Below are 17,453 nucleotides of genomic sequence, written 5' to 3'. Positions count from 1 at the left end.
TCGCGATGGGTACTCTGACTTATGACGAGCTAAAAATAAGTATAGGTCTGCGATTCATGTCAGAAAAATCCCTATTCTCTCAGTGGTTACATTTATTTTGCCGGGTGACACTCTGTGGCTGTTCTACGTTTTTGGTCTTGGCTGCACCGACAGTTACTAATTTTCCAGTTAGCAAGCTGCTAGCAGAAACCGCAATTTCTCAGGATCTTGAAGCAGCTAGCTTTTTTCAGCAAGGAGTCACGCGCTATAACCGTAAAGACTTACAGGGTGCGGAATATGCATTTCGTCAAGCGTTGCAGCGAGATCCTAGCCTGGAAGCAGCACGAAATTATCTAGGTAATATATTTGTGGGGCAGAATCGCCTGGATGTAGCTTTACAAGAATATGCAGAGGTGATTAAAACTAATCCCAATTCCAGTGAAGCTTATTACAATTTGGGGTTAGTGCTGCATCGACAAGGAGAAAAAGACGCAGCGATTACAGCTTATCGCCAGAGCCTTGTGATAGATGCCACAAGGGTAGCAGCGTTGTATAATATGGGTTTGGCGCTCTATGAACAAGGACAGCTTGAGGATGCGATCGCAGCATACCAGCAAGCAATTAATTTAGATAGCAGCAACGCTAAGGCTTATTTTAACTTAGCGATCGCCTTGCAACAACAAGGTCAAATAGAGCCTGCGATCGCTACTTATCGCCAAGCCTTGCAGCTAGATCCTAAAAATGCCACAGCCTATAACAATATGGCAAATTTGCTAGCAATTCAAGGTCAAGCTTCTGAGGCTATTTCTGTTTATCGGCAAGCTATTCGCCTAAATCCTAAAAACGCATCAATTTACCATAACTTGGGAATAACTTTATATAATCAGGGCGAGATCAAGAAAGCTGGTCGAGTATTGAAACGTGCCCATAACGAATATCGTGAGCAAGGGAACATTGAACAAGCTGAAAAAATTGAGCAGCTAATGCAGCAAATTGCCCAGAAAATTGGGCAGCAGCAGTCTCAAGCTAGTCAAACAGCTACTCCCTCTCAGACTCCAGACAACACAAGTAATGTAATACAAACACCGGAGACACAAACGCCAAATCAACCAGAAACTCCAACCAACCCTGGTAATGTTCCTACCTTAGTTGAACCATAGTCTACTACAACGAGTCCCGGACAATAAAAAACTCAGAGTTAAGAATAAAAGAAGAAGTCATGCGTCAGTCGTCATAATTCAACCTAAATTCTGGCGACTGGCGTTTTTATTTTCCTTGATAGTTAATAATTTCTAACTCCTAACTTTCAACTTTTAAATTTTTTAAATTGGTAAACGATTGATATCTTTATTACAACCAATAACTACCATTGCTGAACCACGTTCTAAACGCTTGGTGGGGTTAGGATTAATTTGAAATTTACCATCCTGACTTACGGCTAGCAGATTCAAACCGTAGCGGTTGCGAAGTTGAAGTTCACTGATCGTTTGACCATGAAATTCATCAGGCACGATTACCTCTACAATACTGTTATCTGGGTCGAGGTCAAACCGATCTAAGATTGCTGGTTTGGTAAGTGTACGCGCTAGGGCGCAACCCGCTTCGTACTCAGGAAAAACAACATGATCTGCTCCTACTCGATGCAACAGTTTGCGGTGAACTTCACTAGAAGCTTTGGCAACTACGTGAGGGACACCAGCCTCTTTCACATTTAGGGTAGTTATGATGCTTTCTTGAACGTAGTTGCCAATCGCTACAATTACAGTATCAAATTCAAAAATTCCAGCTTCTTTGAGTGCGGCTGGTTCTGTAGAGTCTAGTTGCAACGCATGACCAACGATTCCCTCAGTTAATGCTTCTGAAACTCGTTTTTCATCAACATCTGTTGCCAGCACTTGATAACCAAAATTATGCAGTGTGGAACAGACAGACCTACCAAAACGACCTAACCCAATTACAGCAAATTGCTGGTTATCTTTACGTAAACTGCGAAAAAAGCTTAATGATGACAGATTCACCGTTGTTATCCTTATTATGGCTCCCTGTATTTAGGGCAAAAAACGCTCATACAGCTTGAATTAAAAATTTTATTTTTTGCCTTTCAATGTATATTTTATCAGTTTAGTTGTTAGTCATTAGTCGTTAGTCATTGGTCATTACTTATTCTCCCCCTGCCTCCCCTACTCCCTACTCTCTATCCCACGAGTAAATTTTCTTCAGGATAGTGAATTCTAGTGGGGCGGGGGTCTCCTAGTATAGCGGACATCAGTAGTAAAATACCTACTCGTCCAACGTACATCGTGACAATTAAGATGAGCTTTGCTGTTGTAGAAATACTTGCTGTAATGCCTGTAGAAAGCCCTACAGTGGCGAAGGCTGATACCACTTCAAACAAAATTTTAATAAAATCTAATGTTGGATCTGTGAGGCTTATTAAAATCGTAGCTAAAATCACAGCCGCTACTGAACCCACTAACACACCCACAGCTTTCAAAATTAAAGATATTGCTATTTTGCGATCATACAATAAAACTTCTTCTTTCCCCTGGAGTATAGCTTTAGTGCAACTGGTCAAGACCCTCAAGGTTGTTGTTTTCATGCCTCCTCCTGTACCACCTGGACTTGCACCAAGAAACATTAGCGCGATCGTAATAAATAGACCAGCAGTGGTCATTTTGCCAATATCGATGGTGTTAAAACCAGCAGTTCTAGGAGTAACGGATTGGAACCACGCTACTAATATTTGGTCGCGTAAATTTAAAGAACCAAATGTTTCAGGGTTTCTGATCTCTATACAGAAAAAAGCAACTAGCCCTAGAAATAATAATATCAATGTTGTGCTGGTCGCAACTTTAAAGTCTAGAGAAAATCTTTGCATTCTAATAGAATTTTTTAAAATGTGATCGCGCACCCAAAAGTACATTTCCAAAATTACTTGATACCCAATTCCCCCAAAAATAATTAGTATTGTAACGGTGAAGACTACTAAGAAGGATGACTGATAACCAATTAAGTTATCTTTAAATAAACTAAAACCAGCATTATTCCAAGAATTGATACTATGAAAAATTGCTAACCAAAGTCCTTTACTCCATCCATACTCAGGAACGAAAGCTGGTAGCAGTAAAAATATACCTGTAATTTCAAAAATTAAAGTGGTGGCAATAATTGAACGGATTACTTGGGCGCTACCACTCATCCCCGGTCGGTCTAAAGCTTGTTGAATCGCTATTTTTTGCCGCATATCAAACCTATGACCAATGAGCAAAATCAGAAATGTAGTAGTTGTCATGTAGCCCAAACCGCCAATCTGAACTAATAGCGCAATAAATAACTGACCCCAAAAGGAAAAATAAGTACCAGGATCAACTACTGATAAACCTGTGACACAAACTGCGGATGTCGAGGTGAATAATGCCACAATCAGGTTATTCCACGTACCATTGCTAGTCGAGAAAGGCATCATCAATAGAATAGTACCTACAGCGATAACAGCGAGAAAACCCAAACAAATTGTGCGAGCAACAGTCATAATTAATTGAAAATTTCAAATTAAAAAACTCAATCATCCTAGGCATCCCGGAAACATCCGGTATGCAAATGAGAGCAAAGGCAGCTTATTAAGGGAAAATCAGTAAATTTCTCCAGAGAAGAGAAACCGGAGTTTATTATCCCTGCAAACCAAAAGATCCTATTTTAATTAAAAACACACATGGTAGCCTAATGTGTATGTTTTTTTAATTCGGCTTTGTCTTAACACTGCTTTTTTCATGAGTGCAACACTTTATCAGCAAATCCAGCAATTTTACGATGCTTCCTCTGGTCTGTGGGAACAGATTTGGGGCGAACACATGCACCACGGCTATTACGGTGCTGATGGTACCCAGAAAAAAGACCGCCGTCAGGCTCAAATTGATTTAATCGAAGAACTGCTGAATTGGGCAGGGGTACAAGCAGCTGACAATATTTTAGATGTGGGTTGTGGCATTGGCGGCAGTTCTTTATACCTCGCACACAAGTTTAATGCTAAGGCTACAGGCATTACACTGAGTCCTGTACAAGCCGCGAGAGCAACGGAACGCGCAATGGAAGCTAATTTGAGCCTAAGAACACAGTTCCAAGTCGCAAATGCTCAAGCAATGCCCTTTGCTGATGATTCTTTTGACTTGGTTTGGTCGCTAGAAAGCGGTGAACACATGCCAGATAAAACCAAGTTTCTCCAAGAGTGCTATCGAGTATTGAAGCCTGGTGGCAAGTTAATTATGGTGACTTGGTGTCATCGACCAACTGATGAATCCCCACTAACGCCTGATGAAGAAAAGCATTTGCAGGATATTTATCGGGTGTATTGTTTGCCTTATGTGATTTCTTTGCCAGAGTACGAAGCGATCGCACGTCAACTACCATTAAACAATATCCGCACTGCTGATTGGTCGCAGGCTGTCGCCCCCTTTTGGAATGTAGTCATTGATTCCGCATTCACTCCCCAAGCGTTTTGGGGCTTACTAAATGCTGGTTGGACTACCATCCAAGGGGCATTATCTCTGGGATTAATGCGTCGCGGTTATCAGCGTGGGCTAATTCGGTTTGGCTTATTGTGCGGCAATAAGTAAAAACGCACGGCTGCGCTACCCCCTTAAAGGACTTCCAACTAAAAAATAATGAATCGTTTTGGAAGGCAGGGGGAGAAAAAATTAGAAGCAGTTTAATGCCAATTGCTTTCTCATTGTAATATTTGAGCAAGCAAAAAGGCATATTGCTTTCTCAAAATGCTTGATTGCTTTCTCATCTCGGTAGATTTAGCAAGCAAAAAGGCATATTGCTTTCTCAAAATGCTTGATTGCTTTCTCATCTCGGTAGATCACGCACTCATTTTAGTATTTTCCGCAAGTAAACAGCACTTTGTTTCTAATTTGAGTAATTTACGCAGTAGCGATCGCTGATATTTTAATTCCTTTAAGCGTTAAAGACTTAGAATTAGTTTGGTATACTCGCTAAAATTACATTCTAATAAAATTAAATTTCTCATTTTTGAATTTCTGAAATGCCACTCGAACTGCAAAACCTCACAGGCGGTTACACCTTAGTACCAATTGTTCAAGACATTAACCTGACTCTGCAAACAGGAGAATGGTTGAGTTTAGTTGGTGCTAATGGCTCAGGTAAATCTACTTTACTCAAATTGCTGAGTCGTATTCTCTCTCCACAGCAGGGAACAGTACTACTTGATGGCAAAGCAATTCACTCTCAACCTCCAAATGTAGTCGCACAGAAACTGGCATTATTACCGCAACAGCAAACGGTTCCCGTTGGCTTAACAGTGCGACAATTAGTAAGCTTAGGACGTACGCCACATCAACCTTGGTGGCAATGGGAATTAAACGCCCAAGATTGGGTCAAAGTGGAAGCTGCAATTGAAAAGACACAGCTAGAAAAATTTAGCGATCGCTTAGTCGAAAAACTCTCAGGTGGTGAAAGACAACGGGCTTTTTTAGCCCTGGCACTAGCGCAAGAGCCAAAAATTTTACTATTAGATGAACCTACAACTTTTTTAGATATTAACTATCAACTGCAACTATTGGAACTACTTAAAGAACTAAATCAGCAGCAGGGATTAACTATTATCACAGTTTTACACGAATTGAATTTAGCAGCACGGTATAGCTCTCGTATTGCATTATTAAAACAGGGTCATCTTTGGGAAGTTGGTACGCCTGAACAAGTTCTGACACCAAATGCGATCGCCCAAGTATTTGGTGTGGAATCTGTGATTATCCACACACCTGTAGGTTTACAAGTTTGTGCTGTTTCTGCTGTGTCATTATAACTCGATTACTTTTCTGACCATTTGACACTTTTTTATTAATTCTGTACAATTTTGCCAAATATATCCTTACAAATGCCTTATTTAGTAATATTTATCGACGAACTAACTTATCAATAACTTTGTTATTGTCCATAACTGGTTGGTCAACAGTGAAAGCTTTGTTAACAATAACTTACTTGGGTGATTGAGCGCCATTTTGGACGTACAGTCCTGGCAATACACTCACTTTAACCTCTTTAGATTCAGGCACTAGACTTACTTGAAGCTCATGAAGAACTCGCTGCTGTTCCTTGATAATTTGGGTCAGTTCGTTCAGTTTTTGAGTATGTAAGTCATCCAATTTTTCATGTAGCAGTTCAATATTTTGTCCAGCTTTCAAATTCACCTGATGGTCAATTTCGGCATTTCTCCGATCAGTATCAGACTGACGATTTTGGCTCATCAAGACAACTGGTGCTGTATAGGCTGAGGCAAATGAAAACACCAAATTGAGCATCATGAACGGTGATTCATCCCAGTGGGGAACCCCAGGCATTGCGTTTATACCAACCCACCCAGCTAAAACAACGCTTTGCCCAATGAGAAATCCCCAAGAACCCACTTTCATCGCTAATTTATCAGCAATGCGTTGTCCGCGAGTCAGTGGTTCAGTGGAAATGTTTTGGGCTGCTGGTTGTATCTCCACAATTTGAGGTTTTTGAATTACTTTTACATCAACATTGTTGGGTGATACTTTTTTGAATGGATTCATGTTGCACCCCTTGGCGTTATTTCTGTCTGTGTTTACCCTGATAACTTTTAATGTACGATGGTTAAACGATAGAAGCAAATATTATTACTTTACAAAACGATAAACAAAAGTGATGGTAAGCAAAAAACTACCTTCAGATATTTAGGTGTAGAGGCAGCGATCGCACTCCAGCTTGATGTAGTAGTGATAGATGATTGGAAGCTACACAATAATATATAGAAGGTTCTAGATAGCACAACTCTTTACTTGGTTCGTAGTTAGGCAAATCATGCAACTACATAAATTCGACAACATTCAGGAATTTTGGGACTGTACTCAGGCTTACTTACTTCAGCATCAGGTAGAAAATAATCTTTTGCTTAGTATCTTGCATACCTTGTTGCATAACCCAGAACGTTATGTAGGTAAGCCTTATTTAGCAATTGTCCAAACAAATGGTGAGATTCTGGCTGTTGCCATCCGCACCCCACCCCAAAAATTGATCCTATCCAAAGCCCAGAATATGGATACTTTGCGATTGATTGCTCAAGATTTGCGTCAAGAGCAACTCCCAGGAATCATGGGACTGGCTAAAGAGGTAGAAATATTCTCGCAAACTTGGCAAACACTGACAGGGCAATTCTATCAACGGTCGGTGGTAATGAAAATTTACCAATTAACGGCAGTGCAAAGAGTCTCAACAGCCAGAGGATATCTCAGACTGGCAACTGAAAGCGATCGCTCTCTTTTGGTTGAGTGGCTTGCTGCATTTTTCTCTGAGATAGATGAAGCGGTGAGCGAAGATGTCGAACACCAGGTAGATAATCGATTGAAACAGCAGAATACTTATTTTTGGGTTGATAACACTCCAGTTTCAATTGCGTCTAGTAAACAAGTGTTACCTACAATTGGTCGGATCAATTTAGCTTATACACCACCAGAGTATCGTCGCAAAGGATATGCTACTGCCTGTGTCGCAGCGTTAAGCCAAAAACTGCTAGACCAAGGATGCCACCATTGTTTCCTCATAGCAGATTTAGCCAATCCCACAGCCAATCATATTTATCAAGCGATTGGGTATCGCCCCCTAAGCGATTGGCACGAATACTCATTCACCTCAAACGAGTAAGCATAATAAAGCGATCACTTCAATTAAATTACTTTCTATGGCAGAATATATAAACTGCGATCGCACCTCCATCTCCTAAAACACCAGGGTAAGCGCATTTCATAATAGGGTATCCAAGTGGGGAAATAACGAGAGGACTGAACACTCATCCTAAGACTTGGTTTCTTGTGTTTGTGCGTCGATAATTACACTCCAGTCATCATTTGTTACAGCAGCTTCAAGTTGACGCTGACGTTCGGCTATACTCGCATCTATTGTTTCTGACTCTTTAGAGAGGGTTGTATCAGCCATTGCTTTCCGCAGTTTTAGCTTTTTCTCCTCGTAGGCTTGACGTTCCGCCTCTGACATTACCGCCTTTGCAGCTTCGCCTACCGTGCTAGCCCACATTTCGCAATCAGTTGCATTACCAGGTGGTGTGGTTTCGAGTTCTGCTATCCACGCATCTCGCAAATCTTCCATTTCTTGACGCTTGGGAAACTTGAATGCTTGCACCCGCACAAAAGCACACTTTTGCTGACCATTTTGGGTGATATGACTGTTTAGGGAAAGCAAGACATTCCGAGAATAGCCGATGTACTGCGTGTGGCGTTCTGCGTCTAATACTGAGTAAACACCTGCGATTTTAGCGTTTTGAGCAGCTGTACTCCAAGTCTCAAGGTCAATGATTTCAGTACCATTATTTACCAGTTCAGGGGTTATACTCACCTCAGTGGTGGTGTGTTCGTCGTCGGAACTATACAAAAATTCATGTAGCCCACGGTGGTTTATGGGGACATTTTGATGTTCAATTGGCGGGTTGTGCTGAGTTTCCATTGTCGTTTATCTCTGAGCTATTACAGCAAATTGTAAATATATGCCTTTAGAATATTGAAGCTTAAATTTACTCACATCTCCAAATTATTGCTGACAAAGCGAAAACAACTATTAAACATTATATGAATCAATTGACACCTAAAAATTGGATATTCATCAAACAGCGACTTACCCCCTATTTATTTTTACTACCAGCCTTAGTTCTTTTGGCGTTAACAGTCTTTTTGCCTGCGCTGCAAGCGTTTTATCTCAGCTTTACTAGCTATGAAGATATAGTTCAGCCGCCACAATGGATAGGTTTCGCCAACTTCTTTAAACTTTGGAAGGATGCAGTTTTTTGGAAAACTTTGGAAAACACTTTTTTATATCTTGTGGGTGTAGTCCCAATTTTAGTAATTGCTCCCCTAGTGCTGGCAATTTTAGTAAATCAGAAACTGCGGGGGATGAATTGGTTTAGATCCGCATACTACGCCCCAGTGGTAATTTCAATGGTGGTTGCGGGAATAGCTTGGAAATGGCTGTATGCAGAAAACGGATTACTCAATCAGTTCCTAAAAGCTTTGGGCCTTGTTCCAGAAGGTATTCCTTGGCTAACTAGCCCAGCAAAAATTTTTGGCATCGTACCAATTTCTCTTGCCAGCGTCATGGCTGTCACCGTGTGGAAGGGACTAGGCTACTATATGGTGATTTACTTAGCGGGGTTACAATCAATTCCTGCTGATGTTTACGAAGCCGCTGCGATCGATGGCTCTGATGGTATCAGCAAACATTGGGATATTACCATACCTTTGATGAAGCCATATTTAGCACTAGTGGCTGTGATTTCGGCTATTTCTGCCACCAAAGTGTTTGAAGAAGTATACATTATGACCCAAGGTGGCCCACTCAGTAGCTCGAAAACAATTGTTTATTATCTATATGAGCAAGCTTTTGGTAATTTGGAAATCAGCTATGCTTGCACCATTGGTTTAGTGCTATTTTTGATAATTTTAGGATTATCAATTTTGCGATTAGTTATCAATCAAGAAGGAGGAGATAATATCACAATCTGATATTGCCCTATCAGCCACGATAATCTTAAAATATTTAAATATCCATTTTACCAGGAAGTAAAGGAAGAAACAAAGCAGGAAGTAAAAGAGGAGGTTCGAGAAGAAACAAAGCTGGAGACTATACCCCGTCTGCTTAAGTTTGGTTTAAGTATAGAGCAAATCGCCCAAGCATTAGAATTGAATGTTGAACAGGTACGACAAACTATTGATAAGCAAGGAGAAGATGGAACAGAAAGTAATTCGTAATTTCAAATTTAAGAGATTTATTTAAAATCGCGTTTGATACTCCACTACTGCACGACTATCATCGGTTAAATTAGTGGAAGCACGCACACGAAACTCATTGTTTATTCGGTAATTAACACCCCACTGGAATGGGTCATTTGTTGTCAAAATCTTGATGCTGGAAACCGAGATTTTTGAAGAAATATCAACCCCAGCCTCTGCTGCTAATTCCAAAGTTGAACTGCTCCTTCCAGCTTCGGGATTATCAGAAATAATAGTAGGAAATATTCGCAGTTCACTTAAGCCAAAGGTACTCCCAATCTGGTTAAAAGCTGACTGAAGATTGTTGAACACAGCCGAACCTGCGATGTTAATCAAACCCAAAGTACTGTCGCCACGTCCTTGGGTGTCTACAAATCCACCTCCTAAAAGAGCAACAATTTCGGTTTGACTACGTGACGGACTGCTTGTTAGTTCTAGATTTTCGTTCAGTTTGCTGGCGAGACCGTTGATAGTGGCTTCGACTCGAACACTCTCTAAGGCTGATAAACCTGTGGTATTTATCCGGCTGAAGTCATTACTTTGAGTTACGTCTAGTACTTTGGCATATAGCTGTATATCCAAGTTGGGGTCGCGGGGTTGAGAGGGGCTAAAAGTTGCAGTGTGTTGATAACCACGAGCAAGGTTAAATTGGGTAGTAAATAAATTCACCCCACCTTGTTCTAACCGAATAGTACCATCGGGTATTGGCTGATTGATTGAGCCGTTAACTATGAGATTACCAGTGGCGCGGAAGTTGAGAATAGGAGGACGGGTAATTTGGACGTTTTTACCGAGTTCTAAATCTAGATTATTAAATCTAGCGGTCGCATTTCCTATGCCATTCCCAATTTCAGCTTTACTCTGCTTATTATCTTTTATGGGTGATACACCCAGACCACTATTTCCAGATGAAGCAGCGTCGGTAGATTCTGCCAGCAATACCTGACCATCAAATAAATTTACTTTACCACCAATTACTGGGCTAAGGGCAGAACCAGTAATCTGTAAATTGCCGCTAGCACCTCCCAGGTAAAGTCCCTTCAGATTTAACGCTAGCTGATCGAGATTAACAGTTAGGGGATTGTCGATAATCACGTTTTCATTGTTGAAAATGGGAATTTTTCCAGCAGCTTCTACCTTCCCACGGCTAAATCTACCTTGAAAATTTTCTACTGAGATGTTGTCAAAATTAAACAGTATTCTACCTGTGACATCTTCCAGCTTTCCTGGCAAAGCCTGGGCTGAAAAAATAGCATCATTAATGGTGGCAATTCCATTTACTTCGGGTTCTTGTAATGTTCCACTTACCTTAAGGTCTACTTCTCCTTTACCCTCCTCAAATACCACTTGATTATTCAATGCGTTTAACAGTGCCAATCCCTCGTTTTCTAACTTCATTTCTAAACTGATTTGTTCACTGTCTGGTGCCACGGAAGCAAAAGGCAATTTATAAGGGATGCTGCCAGTAATATCAACAGGTTTTGGCCCAGGAACTGCTACAGTACTATTAAAGTTTAAGCGTCCGTTGGCATAGCTGAAACTTGCGATCGCTGAGTCTATTTTTTTCTGATTCAATAATCCTTCTGTGATTTGCAATTCCCCTCTAGCTTGGGGATTAGCAATGCTGCCTGCTAACGCTGCTGTACCGTTAAGATTACCTGTGATTCCAACTGGCAGTTTGACAAAATTATTCAGTAATTGTACCGGAAAATTATTCACCCGTAACTGGCCAGATTGTTCATCACCGCCAACGTTACCCGTGAAGGCAATCAGCCTGTTTTCAGATTCAATCCGTAAAGGTCGCAAACTCAAAACACCGTTTTCAAAGTTGCCTTCGGCAATCACTTTGTCGGCAGTATAAAAACGATTTCGTTCTTTTTCTTTACCCCAGGCAAAGTTTTGTCCATTCAAATTGAAATCCACTGATAATCCATTGGCTGTAGCTGTATTTACAGCCACTTCCCCGTTGAAAGTGCCTTTTAAGTCTGCCAAATCTGGTATAGGAGTGGAATTAAGTCGCTGTTCTTCCTGTTCTGCTAGCAAAGCTTTAATTTCAGAAAACCGTTGGATTTGGGTTAATAAAGGTTGATTTGGCGTTCCTTGGGGGATAGTGGTTAGATCCTCTGCTGTGCCGTAGATTTCTGCTGAACCACCTGGCAAATTTTGTAAATCAAATATCTGCGCTACAGTTAGAACATCTTGGATCTCTCCCTGGTTGACGTTTAGTTTACCTTGTAGTTGAGGGCCTTTAGGGCTTTGGGCAAAAGTACCGACAAGAGCGTAGCTACTTTTGCCTTTGACAAACTCACTACTGGCAAGTGTGCCTTTCCCATCACTGTAGCGGAATTGAGCCGCTAACCGATCGCCTTTAAGCCGGCCAATTTGCGGATTAGCGATCGCTAAATTCCCCGTTGCTGCCAATGTCTGCTGATTAAACAGCAAATCTCCAGTTAACAACCCAGTTATCTTACCAGTACCCAGTCGAGTAACTGGTGGCGGAGTTAAATTCAATATTTGTAAGGGGAAATTTGCAAGTTTAAGCGCCCAATCATTCCCTTGCACATTGCCTATAGCTGATGCTTGCTGCCATTTAACTAAGAAAGATTTCGGGCGATTATTGGCATCTAAATTGAAGGCTACGCGATCGCTATTACCCGCCAAGTTCAAATTTAACCCGCGTCCCTGTACTGAATCGATGTTTCCAGTTAACAACGGCTCAAAAGCAATGTCTTGAACAACCAAGTCTCGTAAATTAATTTGCCCTACCACATTTGGCAAGGGCAGCTTACCAGTGATTTGTCCATTAAAATCTACTCTCCCCGCCACAGCAACCTGATTAGGAAGATTGATCGGTAACTGTTTTAAGTTGTAATTCTGCGCTTGGACGTTAAGATTTAGGGCAGTAATTTCCGGTATACCTGCCTTTCTTGCATTGGCTAATATGTTACCAGTAACACTTAAACCGGGAGCAGTTGCTCGTTCAATAGTAAGCCTTTCACCACTCCAAGCGATCGCAGCCGTCAGGGGTTGCTCAAAACCAGGGATACCTTGGGATAATTGCACCTGTCCAGCAGCACGCACATCAGCTAATTTGGATGAGCCTAATGCGCCAGCTAATTGCAACTGACCGCCAAATTGACCTCGTAATTGCTGATTTAACCGATTTAATTCCACACCGGAAGCATCAACTACAGCTTGATAGCGACCATTAGCCAATTGGATATTATAGGCTGCGATCGTTCCACCTGCAACATCCAGTCGTCCTTGACCACTAGCTTGAATTGTTTGCGGTTGGAAGGACTTAACAGAACCCGCCACGTTTGCTTGACCAGTTAACGTCCCTCTAAACTGCGGTGGTACTGCTGCTAACTGCTGCAACGGTACGTTATTTGCTTGAACTTGCGCCTGGTATACACCATTTCCCACTTGGATATTAGAGGCTGTAATAATTCCACCTGCAACATCCACCCGCCCCTGACCACTAGCTTGGATAGTTTGCGGTTGGAAGGACTCAACAGAACCCGCCACGTTTGCTTGGCCAGTTAACGTCCCTCCAAACTGCGGTGGTACTGCTGCCAACTGTCGCACAGGTACATTCTTAGCCTGAACTTGTGCCTGATACATACCATTGGCAAGTTGGATATTAGAGGCTGTAATAGTCCCACGCGCAACATTTATCTGCGCCTGACCGTTGGCTTGAATAGTTTGCAGCTTAAAAGAATCAACAGAACCCGCTACATTGAACTGACCAGTTAACGCTCCCTGGAACTGCTTTGGTAGCGTTGCCAACTGCTGCACAGGGACATTATTGGCTTTAACTTGCGCCTGATAAACACCATTAGCCACTTGAATATTAGAGGCTGTAACCGTACCACCGCCAAGAGCAAGGCGACCTTCACCACTACCACGGAGGGTTTTCAGGCTGAAATTATCTCTGTTGCCTGCAATTTGAAATGTACCCGCCAATGGATTATTTAAAGCTGGGGGAGACTGTTTCAATATTTGTCCCAACCGCACACCATTAGTTACAAGTTGAGCAGAGAAGCTTTGGTCTTGCAGCTGGATATTAGAAACTGCAACTGTACCGCCGCCAATTTCAACTCCTCCACCATCACTGCGAATCGTAGTAATTTTAAATGGTGCTGTGCTGCCTGAGAGAATAAGACGACCATTAAACTGTGCTTCCGCCAAAGAGACATTTTGCAGTTGACTTTTGTCTACAAAGGGTTCTAATTTTACCCCAGAGGCAACAGCCACAGCTTGCCAACGCTCATTGGCATAACTACCAGTTGCCCGGACTGTACCATCACTGACATTCAGAGCTACATTGCGGAAAGAAACGTTGCGATTTGGAGCAATTGCAACTTCACCAGTTCCGGGGTAAGTTCCGTTAGGAGCTTGAAACTGTACCAAAGTTTGGACATTGGTGGGAGCGCCAGTTAGTTGAGCAGTACCTGAGACATTGCCGATTTGGAAGCTGGGTGTTATTTCATAGACTTTTGCGATCGCATTCCCTGGAAGATTCTTACCAGCAAAATTTATATCTACTCGCGGGGTTTTACCGAGTTGAATTGTGCCAGCACCCGTGATATCACCACCAACTTTAGCTTTACCTTGAATATCTTTCAGGGTAATTAAAGAGGAACTAGTAGCAAGCTCAAACTTACTACTGATGCTATTAAAATCAACTTTGTCAATCCGAGCAGTTTGGATAGTGGTAACTGTGCCTGAGATAATTGGCTCTTTAGTTGATCCGGTAATCTGCAAATCAGCTTGTACTTGTCCAGCGATCGGCACAGGTAGTTTTACTTTGAGGGTATCCTGGGCATTAGCCAAACTCACCGTATTTACACGCCCTGTCAACTTAAAGCCTGCTTGAGCGTCGATGATTCCCGCAGCCACTACGGGAATTTTGCCGTAGTTGGTAGTAACATTGTTTAACTGCAACTCCGTCCCCTGGAAGCGGAGATTTCCTTGGCTATTGGTCAACAGTTGCGGGACTTTGGGTATTTGAAGTGTTACCCCTTGCACAGCAGCACTGCCATACAATAAAGTCTGCTGTCCTGGTGTTAACCGAACTAACAAGTCGCCATTGGCTCGACCTGCCTGTAAGTTCACTGGCAACTTAATCAACCGAGTAATATCCGCAGCCAACAAGTCTTGTGCTTGCAAGTGAAAGTTGCCTGCTAGCACCCTAGAACGCGTCTCTCCCTGAATAGAAATACTGCCACCACTGTCAGCTTGACCCCCTACATTAAACCTGATCAACTGATTATTCGCTAAAAGTTGGGCAGAACCATTGATTTGAGAAAACCCCACAGGAGATAAAGGAGATGTTGCTTTCCCTGCCTGCCCTGCCCTCTTCTGCGGCATCAAGGACAGCTTGGCATTGCGAAACCGCAGGTAATCCAAATCGGTTTTAATTGCACCGCCTTCACGTGACGACGCTATTTTAGTGGAAATCCAGCGTCCTTGGTCATCCTGGTCAATGTAAATATCTGGGTTGACTAAGGTAACATCTAGCTTTAAGTTGCGGTTAAAGATTAGTTGTAACAGGTCAAAACCCACGTCTACAGTTTCGATTGTGGCCCGATCTGGATCTGTAGGTGTCGCCGGGATAGCTGAAGCCCCAAACTGCACTCCTGTCAAGGAAAATTGTCTGACTCTTCCTAGTTTTACCGGACGGTTGAGTGTAGTAGTCAGACTTTGTTGTGCCAACGGCGTTAACTCTGTTTGGACAAAAGTCCACAACCGCCAAATACCAACGACAACTCCTAACAGTAAAAGTCCGCTCAAAGTAATACTACCCCGACTCAACACCAGCAACCACAGACGCTTGCGGATAGGGGACGGAGACAGAATATCTTGATTGGGAGATTTAGTCATTTGCTTTCACTGTATTAATTGCCCGATGTTGCTGGCACACACAAGCATTAACTGACACATTGATTCAGTATGCCATTTCCAGGATACGCCAACTAAACCCAAGAGCTAATTGCTTGAGTTACGGTATTTCCCTGATCCAATACTTATGCTTAATAATATTGGCGTTTTCCGGTAAATCTGATCTCAATAGAGTGAAAATTGTTCCTGTGACTTTCGCACAGGCACAACGTCAAACTTTAATATGAATAGACCTTAAAAAAAGACAGATGATTACACCAATGCGTGTCTTTGTGTTAATTTTTAATGCTCGAACCGAAAATGAGGGGATTCACACAATTCGGGAGGGCAATCGCAATAAAATTCTGATGTTCGAGTCAGAAGACGACGCGACGCGCTTTGCCCTGATGCTGGAAGCTCAGGATTTCCCCTCACCTACACCAGAGCCAATCGATGCTGAGGAAATCAAGGAATTTTGCGAAAGTGCTGGATATGAATGGGAAATCATCCCAGAAAACAGCAATTTAGTTGTAACTCCCCCAGAACTTAACGTCGAACAAACCGACTGGCAAGTAGATGCCCAGAAGGAGGATACTGTTGAAGACACTTTCCCTCTCAATCAACAGCCACTAGAAGAACCAGAATTATCTGATTCTGAACTAGAGAAGATGCGTCGCAAATTGGAAGGATTGTTGTAATTAGTCATTAGTCATTGGTCATTGGTCATTGGTCATTGGTCATTCGTCATTGGTCATTGGTCATTGGTCGCTAAGTGACTAATGACAACGGACAACGTGACAACGGACAACGGACAAAGGACAAATGACAAACTTGCAGGAACGTGGACATCTTTTAACCGAGCTGGTAAATCCTAACAGTCTTAACTTAGACCAGCTCAGTTCTCTGGAATTGGTGGAGCTGTTTAATAGCGAAGACCAAAAAGCAGTCGAGGCGGTTGCGGCGGCGAAAGTTCAGTTGGCACAAGCAATTGAGCGTACCGCAGAACGTTTGCGCCACGGAGGACGCTTATTTTATATCGGTGCGGGCACAAGTGGCAGGTTAGGAGTGTTGGATGCTGCTGAGTGTCCACCTACTTTTTGTACACCCCCAGAGTTGGTACAGGGGATTATTGCTGGTGGGGCTGGCGCACTGATACGCAGTTCCGAGGATTTAGAAGATAGCATCCAAGATGGCGAGGCTGCGATCGCAGGGCGACAAATTACCCAGCTAGATGTAGTAGTCGGGATTACTGCTGGTGGGACAACGCCTTATGTCCACGGTGCGCTTCATGCTGCTCGTCAACGGGGAGCCACTACTATTTTTATTGCCTGTGTTCCAGCTGAACAAGTTAGCTTTGATGCCGATATTGACATTCGCCTATTGACAGGGCCAGAAATAATTGCTGGCTCAACTCGCTTGAAAGCTGGTACAGTCACAAAATTAGCTTTAAATATCCTTTCCACTGGAGTGATGGTCAAGCTAGGCAAGGTTTATGGCAATCGGATGGTGGATGTAGCAGTAACAAATCAAAAGTTACGTGATCGCGCTTTGCGAATTTTGCAAGACCTCACAGGTTTAAGTCGGGAAGCTGCTGGCTTCTTATTAGAACGCAGTGGTAAATGGGTTAAGCTAGCGCTATTAATGCACTGGACTGGTTTGGAAAAAGACGAGGGCGATCGGTTGCTTTCAGAACATCAAAGTAATCTCAGAGCAGCTGTTTTAAGTTATCAAAACCACAACCAAGCTTAAAGAAATTTTCCTCAATAAATACTC

Annotated in this window: 12 protein-coding genes; 7 read left to right on the top strand and 5 right to left on the bottom strand. The window is 42.4% G+C overall.

Annotated elements, in window-relative coordinates:
- Positions 1-5 precede the first annotated feature (5 nt).
- On the top strand, positions 6-1,139 hold the full coding sequence (locus H6G26_RS08305; protein ID WP_242053638.1) for a tetratricopeptide repeat protein: 1,134 nt from the start codon (positions 6-8) through the stop codon (positions 1,137-1,139).
- A gap of 162 nt (positions 1,140-1,301) precedes the next feature.
- Here H6G26_RS08305 and H6G26_RS08300 read toward each other — a convergent pair whose 3' ends face one another.
- Entirely contained in the window at positions 1,302-1,997 is a 696-nt protein-coding gene (locus H6G26_RS08300; protein WP_190728797.1) for a TrkA family potassium uptake protein, read from the bottom strand.
- Positions 1,998-2,173: 176 nt separating this feature from the next.
- Positions 2,174-3,511 carry a TrkH family potassium uptake protein gene (locus H6G26_RS08295; RefSeq protein ID WP_190728796.1) on the bottom strand — a complete coding sequence of 446 codons (1,338 nt, stop codon included), beginning with the start codon at positions 3,509-3,511 and terminating at the stop codon, positions 2,174-2,176.
- Between the two features lie 238 nt (positions 3,512-3,749).
- Between H6G26_RS08295 and H6G26_RS08290 the strand changes: the two genes are divergently transcribed.
- Together H6G26_RS08290 and H6G26_RS08285 are read left to right on the top strand one after the other, a co-directional pair.
- Positions 3,750-4,592, top strand: a complete 843-nt coding sequence (locus tag H6G26_RS08290) for a methyltransferase domain-containing protein (protein WP_190728795.1) — start codon at positions 3,750-3,752, stop codon at positions 4,590-4,592.
- A 431-nt stretch (positions 4,593-5,023) separates the two neighbouring features.
- Positions 5,024-5,806, top strand: a complete 783-nt coding sequence (locus H6G26_RS08285) for an ABC transporter ATP-binding protein (RefSeq protein ID WP_190728794.1) — start codon at positions 5,024-5,026, stop codon at positions 5,804-5,806.
- 172 nt (positions 5,807-5,978) lie between these two features.
- On the opposite strand, the gene H6G26_RS08280 is transcribed toward H6G26_RS08285, so the two are convergent.
- On the bottom strand, positions 5,979-6,557 hold the full coding sequence (locus H6G26_RS08280; protein WP_190728793.1) for a DUF1003 domain-containing protein: 579 nt from the start codon (positions 6,555-6,557) through the stop codon (positions 5,979-5,981).
- A gap of 268 nt (positions 6,558-6,825) precedes the next feature.
- Here H6G26_RS08280 and H6G26_RS08275 point away from each other — a divergent pair, with 268 nt between their 5' ends.
- The gene (locus H6G26_RS08275; protein WP_190728792.1) at positions 6,826-7,665 is read left to right on the top strand and encodes a GNAT family N-acetyltransferase; all 840 of its coding nucleotides are present in this window, start codon (positions 6,826-6,828) and stop codon (positions 7,663-7,665) included.
- 150 nt (positions 7,666-7,815) lie between these two features.
- Here the strand turns inward: H6G26_RS08275 and H6G26_RS08270 are convergent, their stop codons facing one another.
- Positions 7,816-8,478: a GIY-YIG nuclease family protein gene (locus H6G26_RS08270; protein ID WP_190728791.1), complete on the bottom strand. Its 663-nt coding sequence runs from the start codon at positions 8,476-8,478 to the stop codon at positions 7,816-7,818.
- Between the two features lie 122 nt (positions 8,479-8,600).
- Here H6G26_RS08270 and H6G26_RS08265 point away from each other — a divergent pair, with 122 nt between their 5' ends.
- Entirely contained in the window at positions 8,601-9,530 is a 930-nt protein-coding gene (locus H6G26_RS08265) for a sugar ABC transporter permease (protein WP_190728790.1), read from the top strand.
- A gap of 267 nt (positions 9,531-9,797) precedes the next feature.
- On the opposite strand, the gene H6G26_RS08260 is transcribed toward H6G26_RS08265, so the two are convergent.
- A complete protein-coding gene (locus tag H6G26_RS08260; protein WP_190728789.1) occupies positions 9,798-15,683 on the bottom strand; it encodes a translocation/assembly module TamB in 5,886 nt (1,961 codons plus the stop codon).
- Positions 15,684-15,949: 266 nt separating this feature from the next.
- On the opposite strand from H6G26_RS08260, the gene H6G26_RS08255 reads away from it, so the two are divergent.
- Positions 15,950-16,378, top strand: coding sequence for a DUF3110 domain-containing protein (locus H6G26_RS08255; protein WP_190728788.1), 429 nt, complete (start codon positions 15,950-15,952; stop codon positions 16,376-16,378).
- Positions 16,379-16,502: 124 nt separating this feature from the next.
- Positions 16,503-17,429 carry an N-acetylmuramic acid 6-phosphate etherase gene (gene murQ / locus H6G26_RS08250; RefSeq protein WP_190728787.1) on the top strand — a complete coding sequence of 309 codons (927 nt, stop codon included), beginning with the start codon at positions 16,503-16,505 and terminating at the stop codon, positions 17,427-17,429.
- Positions 17,430-17,453: the final 24 nt, after the last annotated feature.

The organism is Nostoc sp. FACHB-888, assembly GCF_014696655.1.
Taxonomy (GTDB): Bacteria; Cyanobacteriota; Cyanobacteriia; order Cyanobacteriales; family Nostocaceae; genus Nostoc.
Note: the sequence above shows the minus strand (reverse complement) of the source record. Positions and strands in the feature narration are given on the sequence as shown.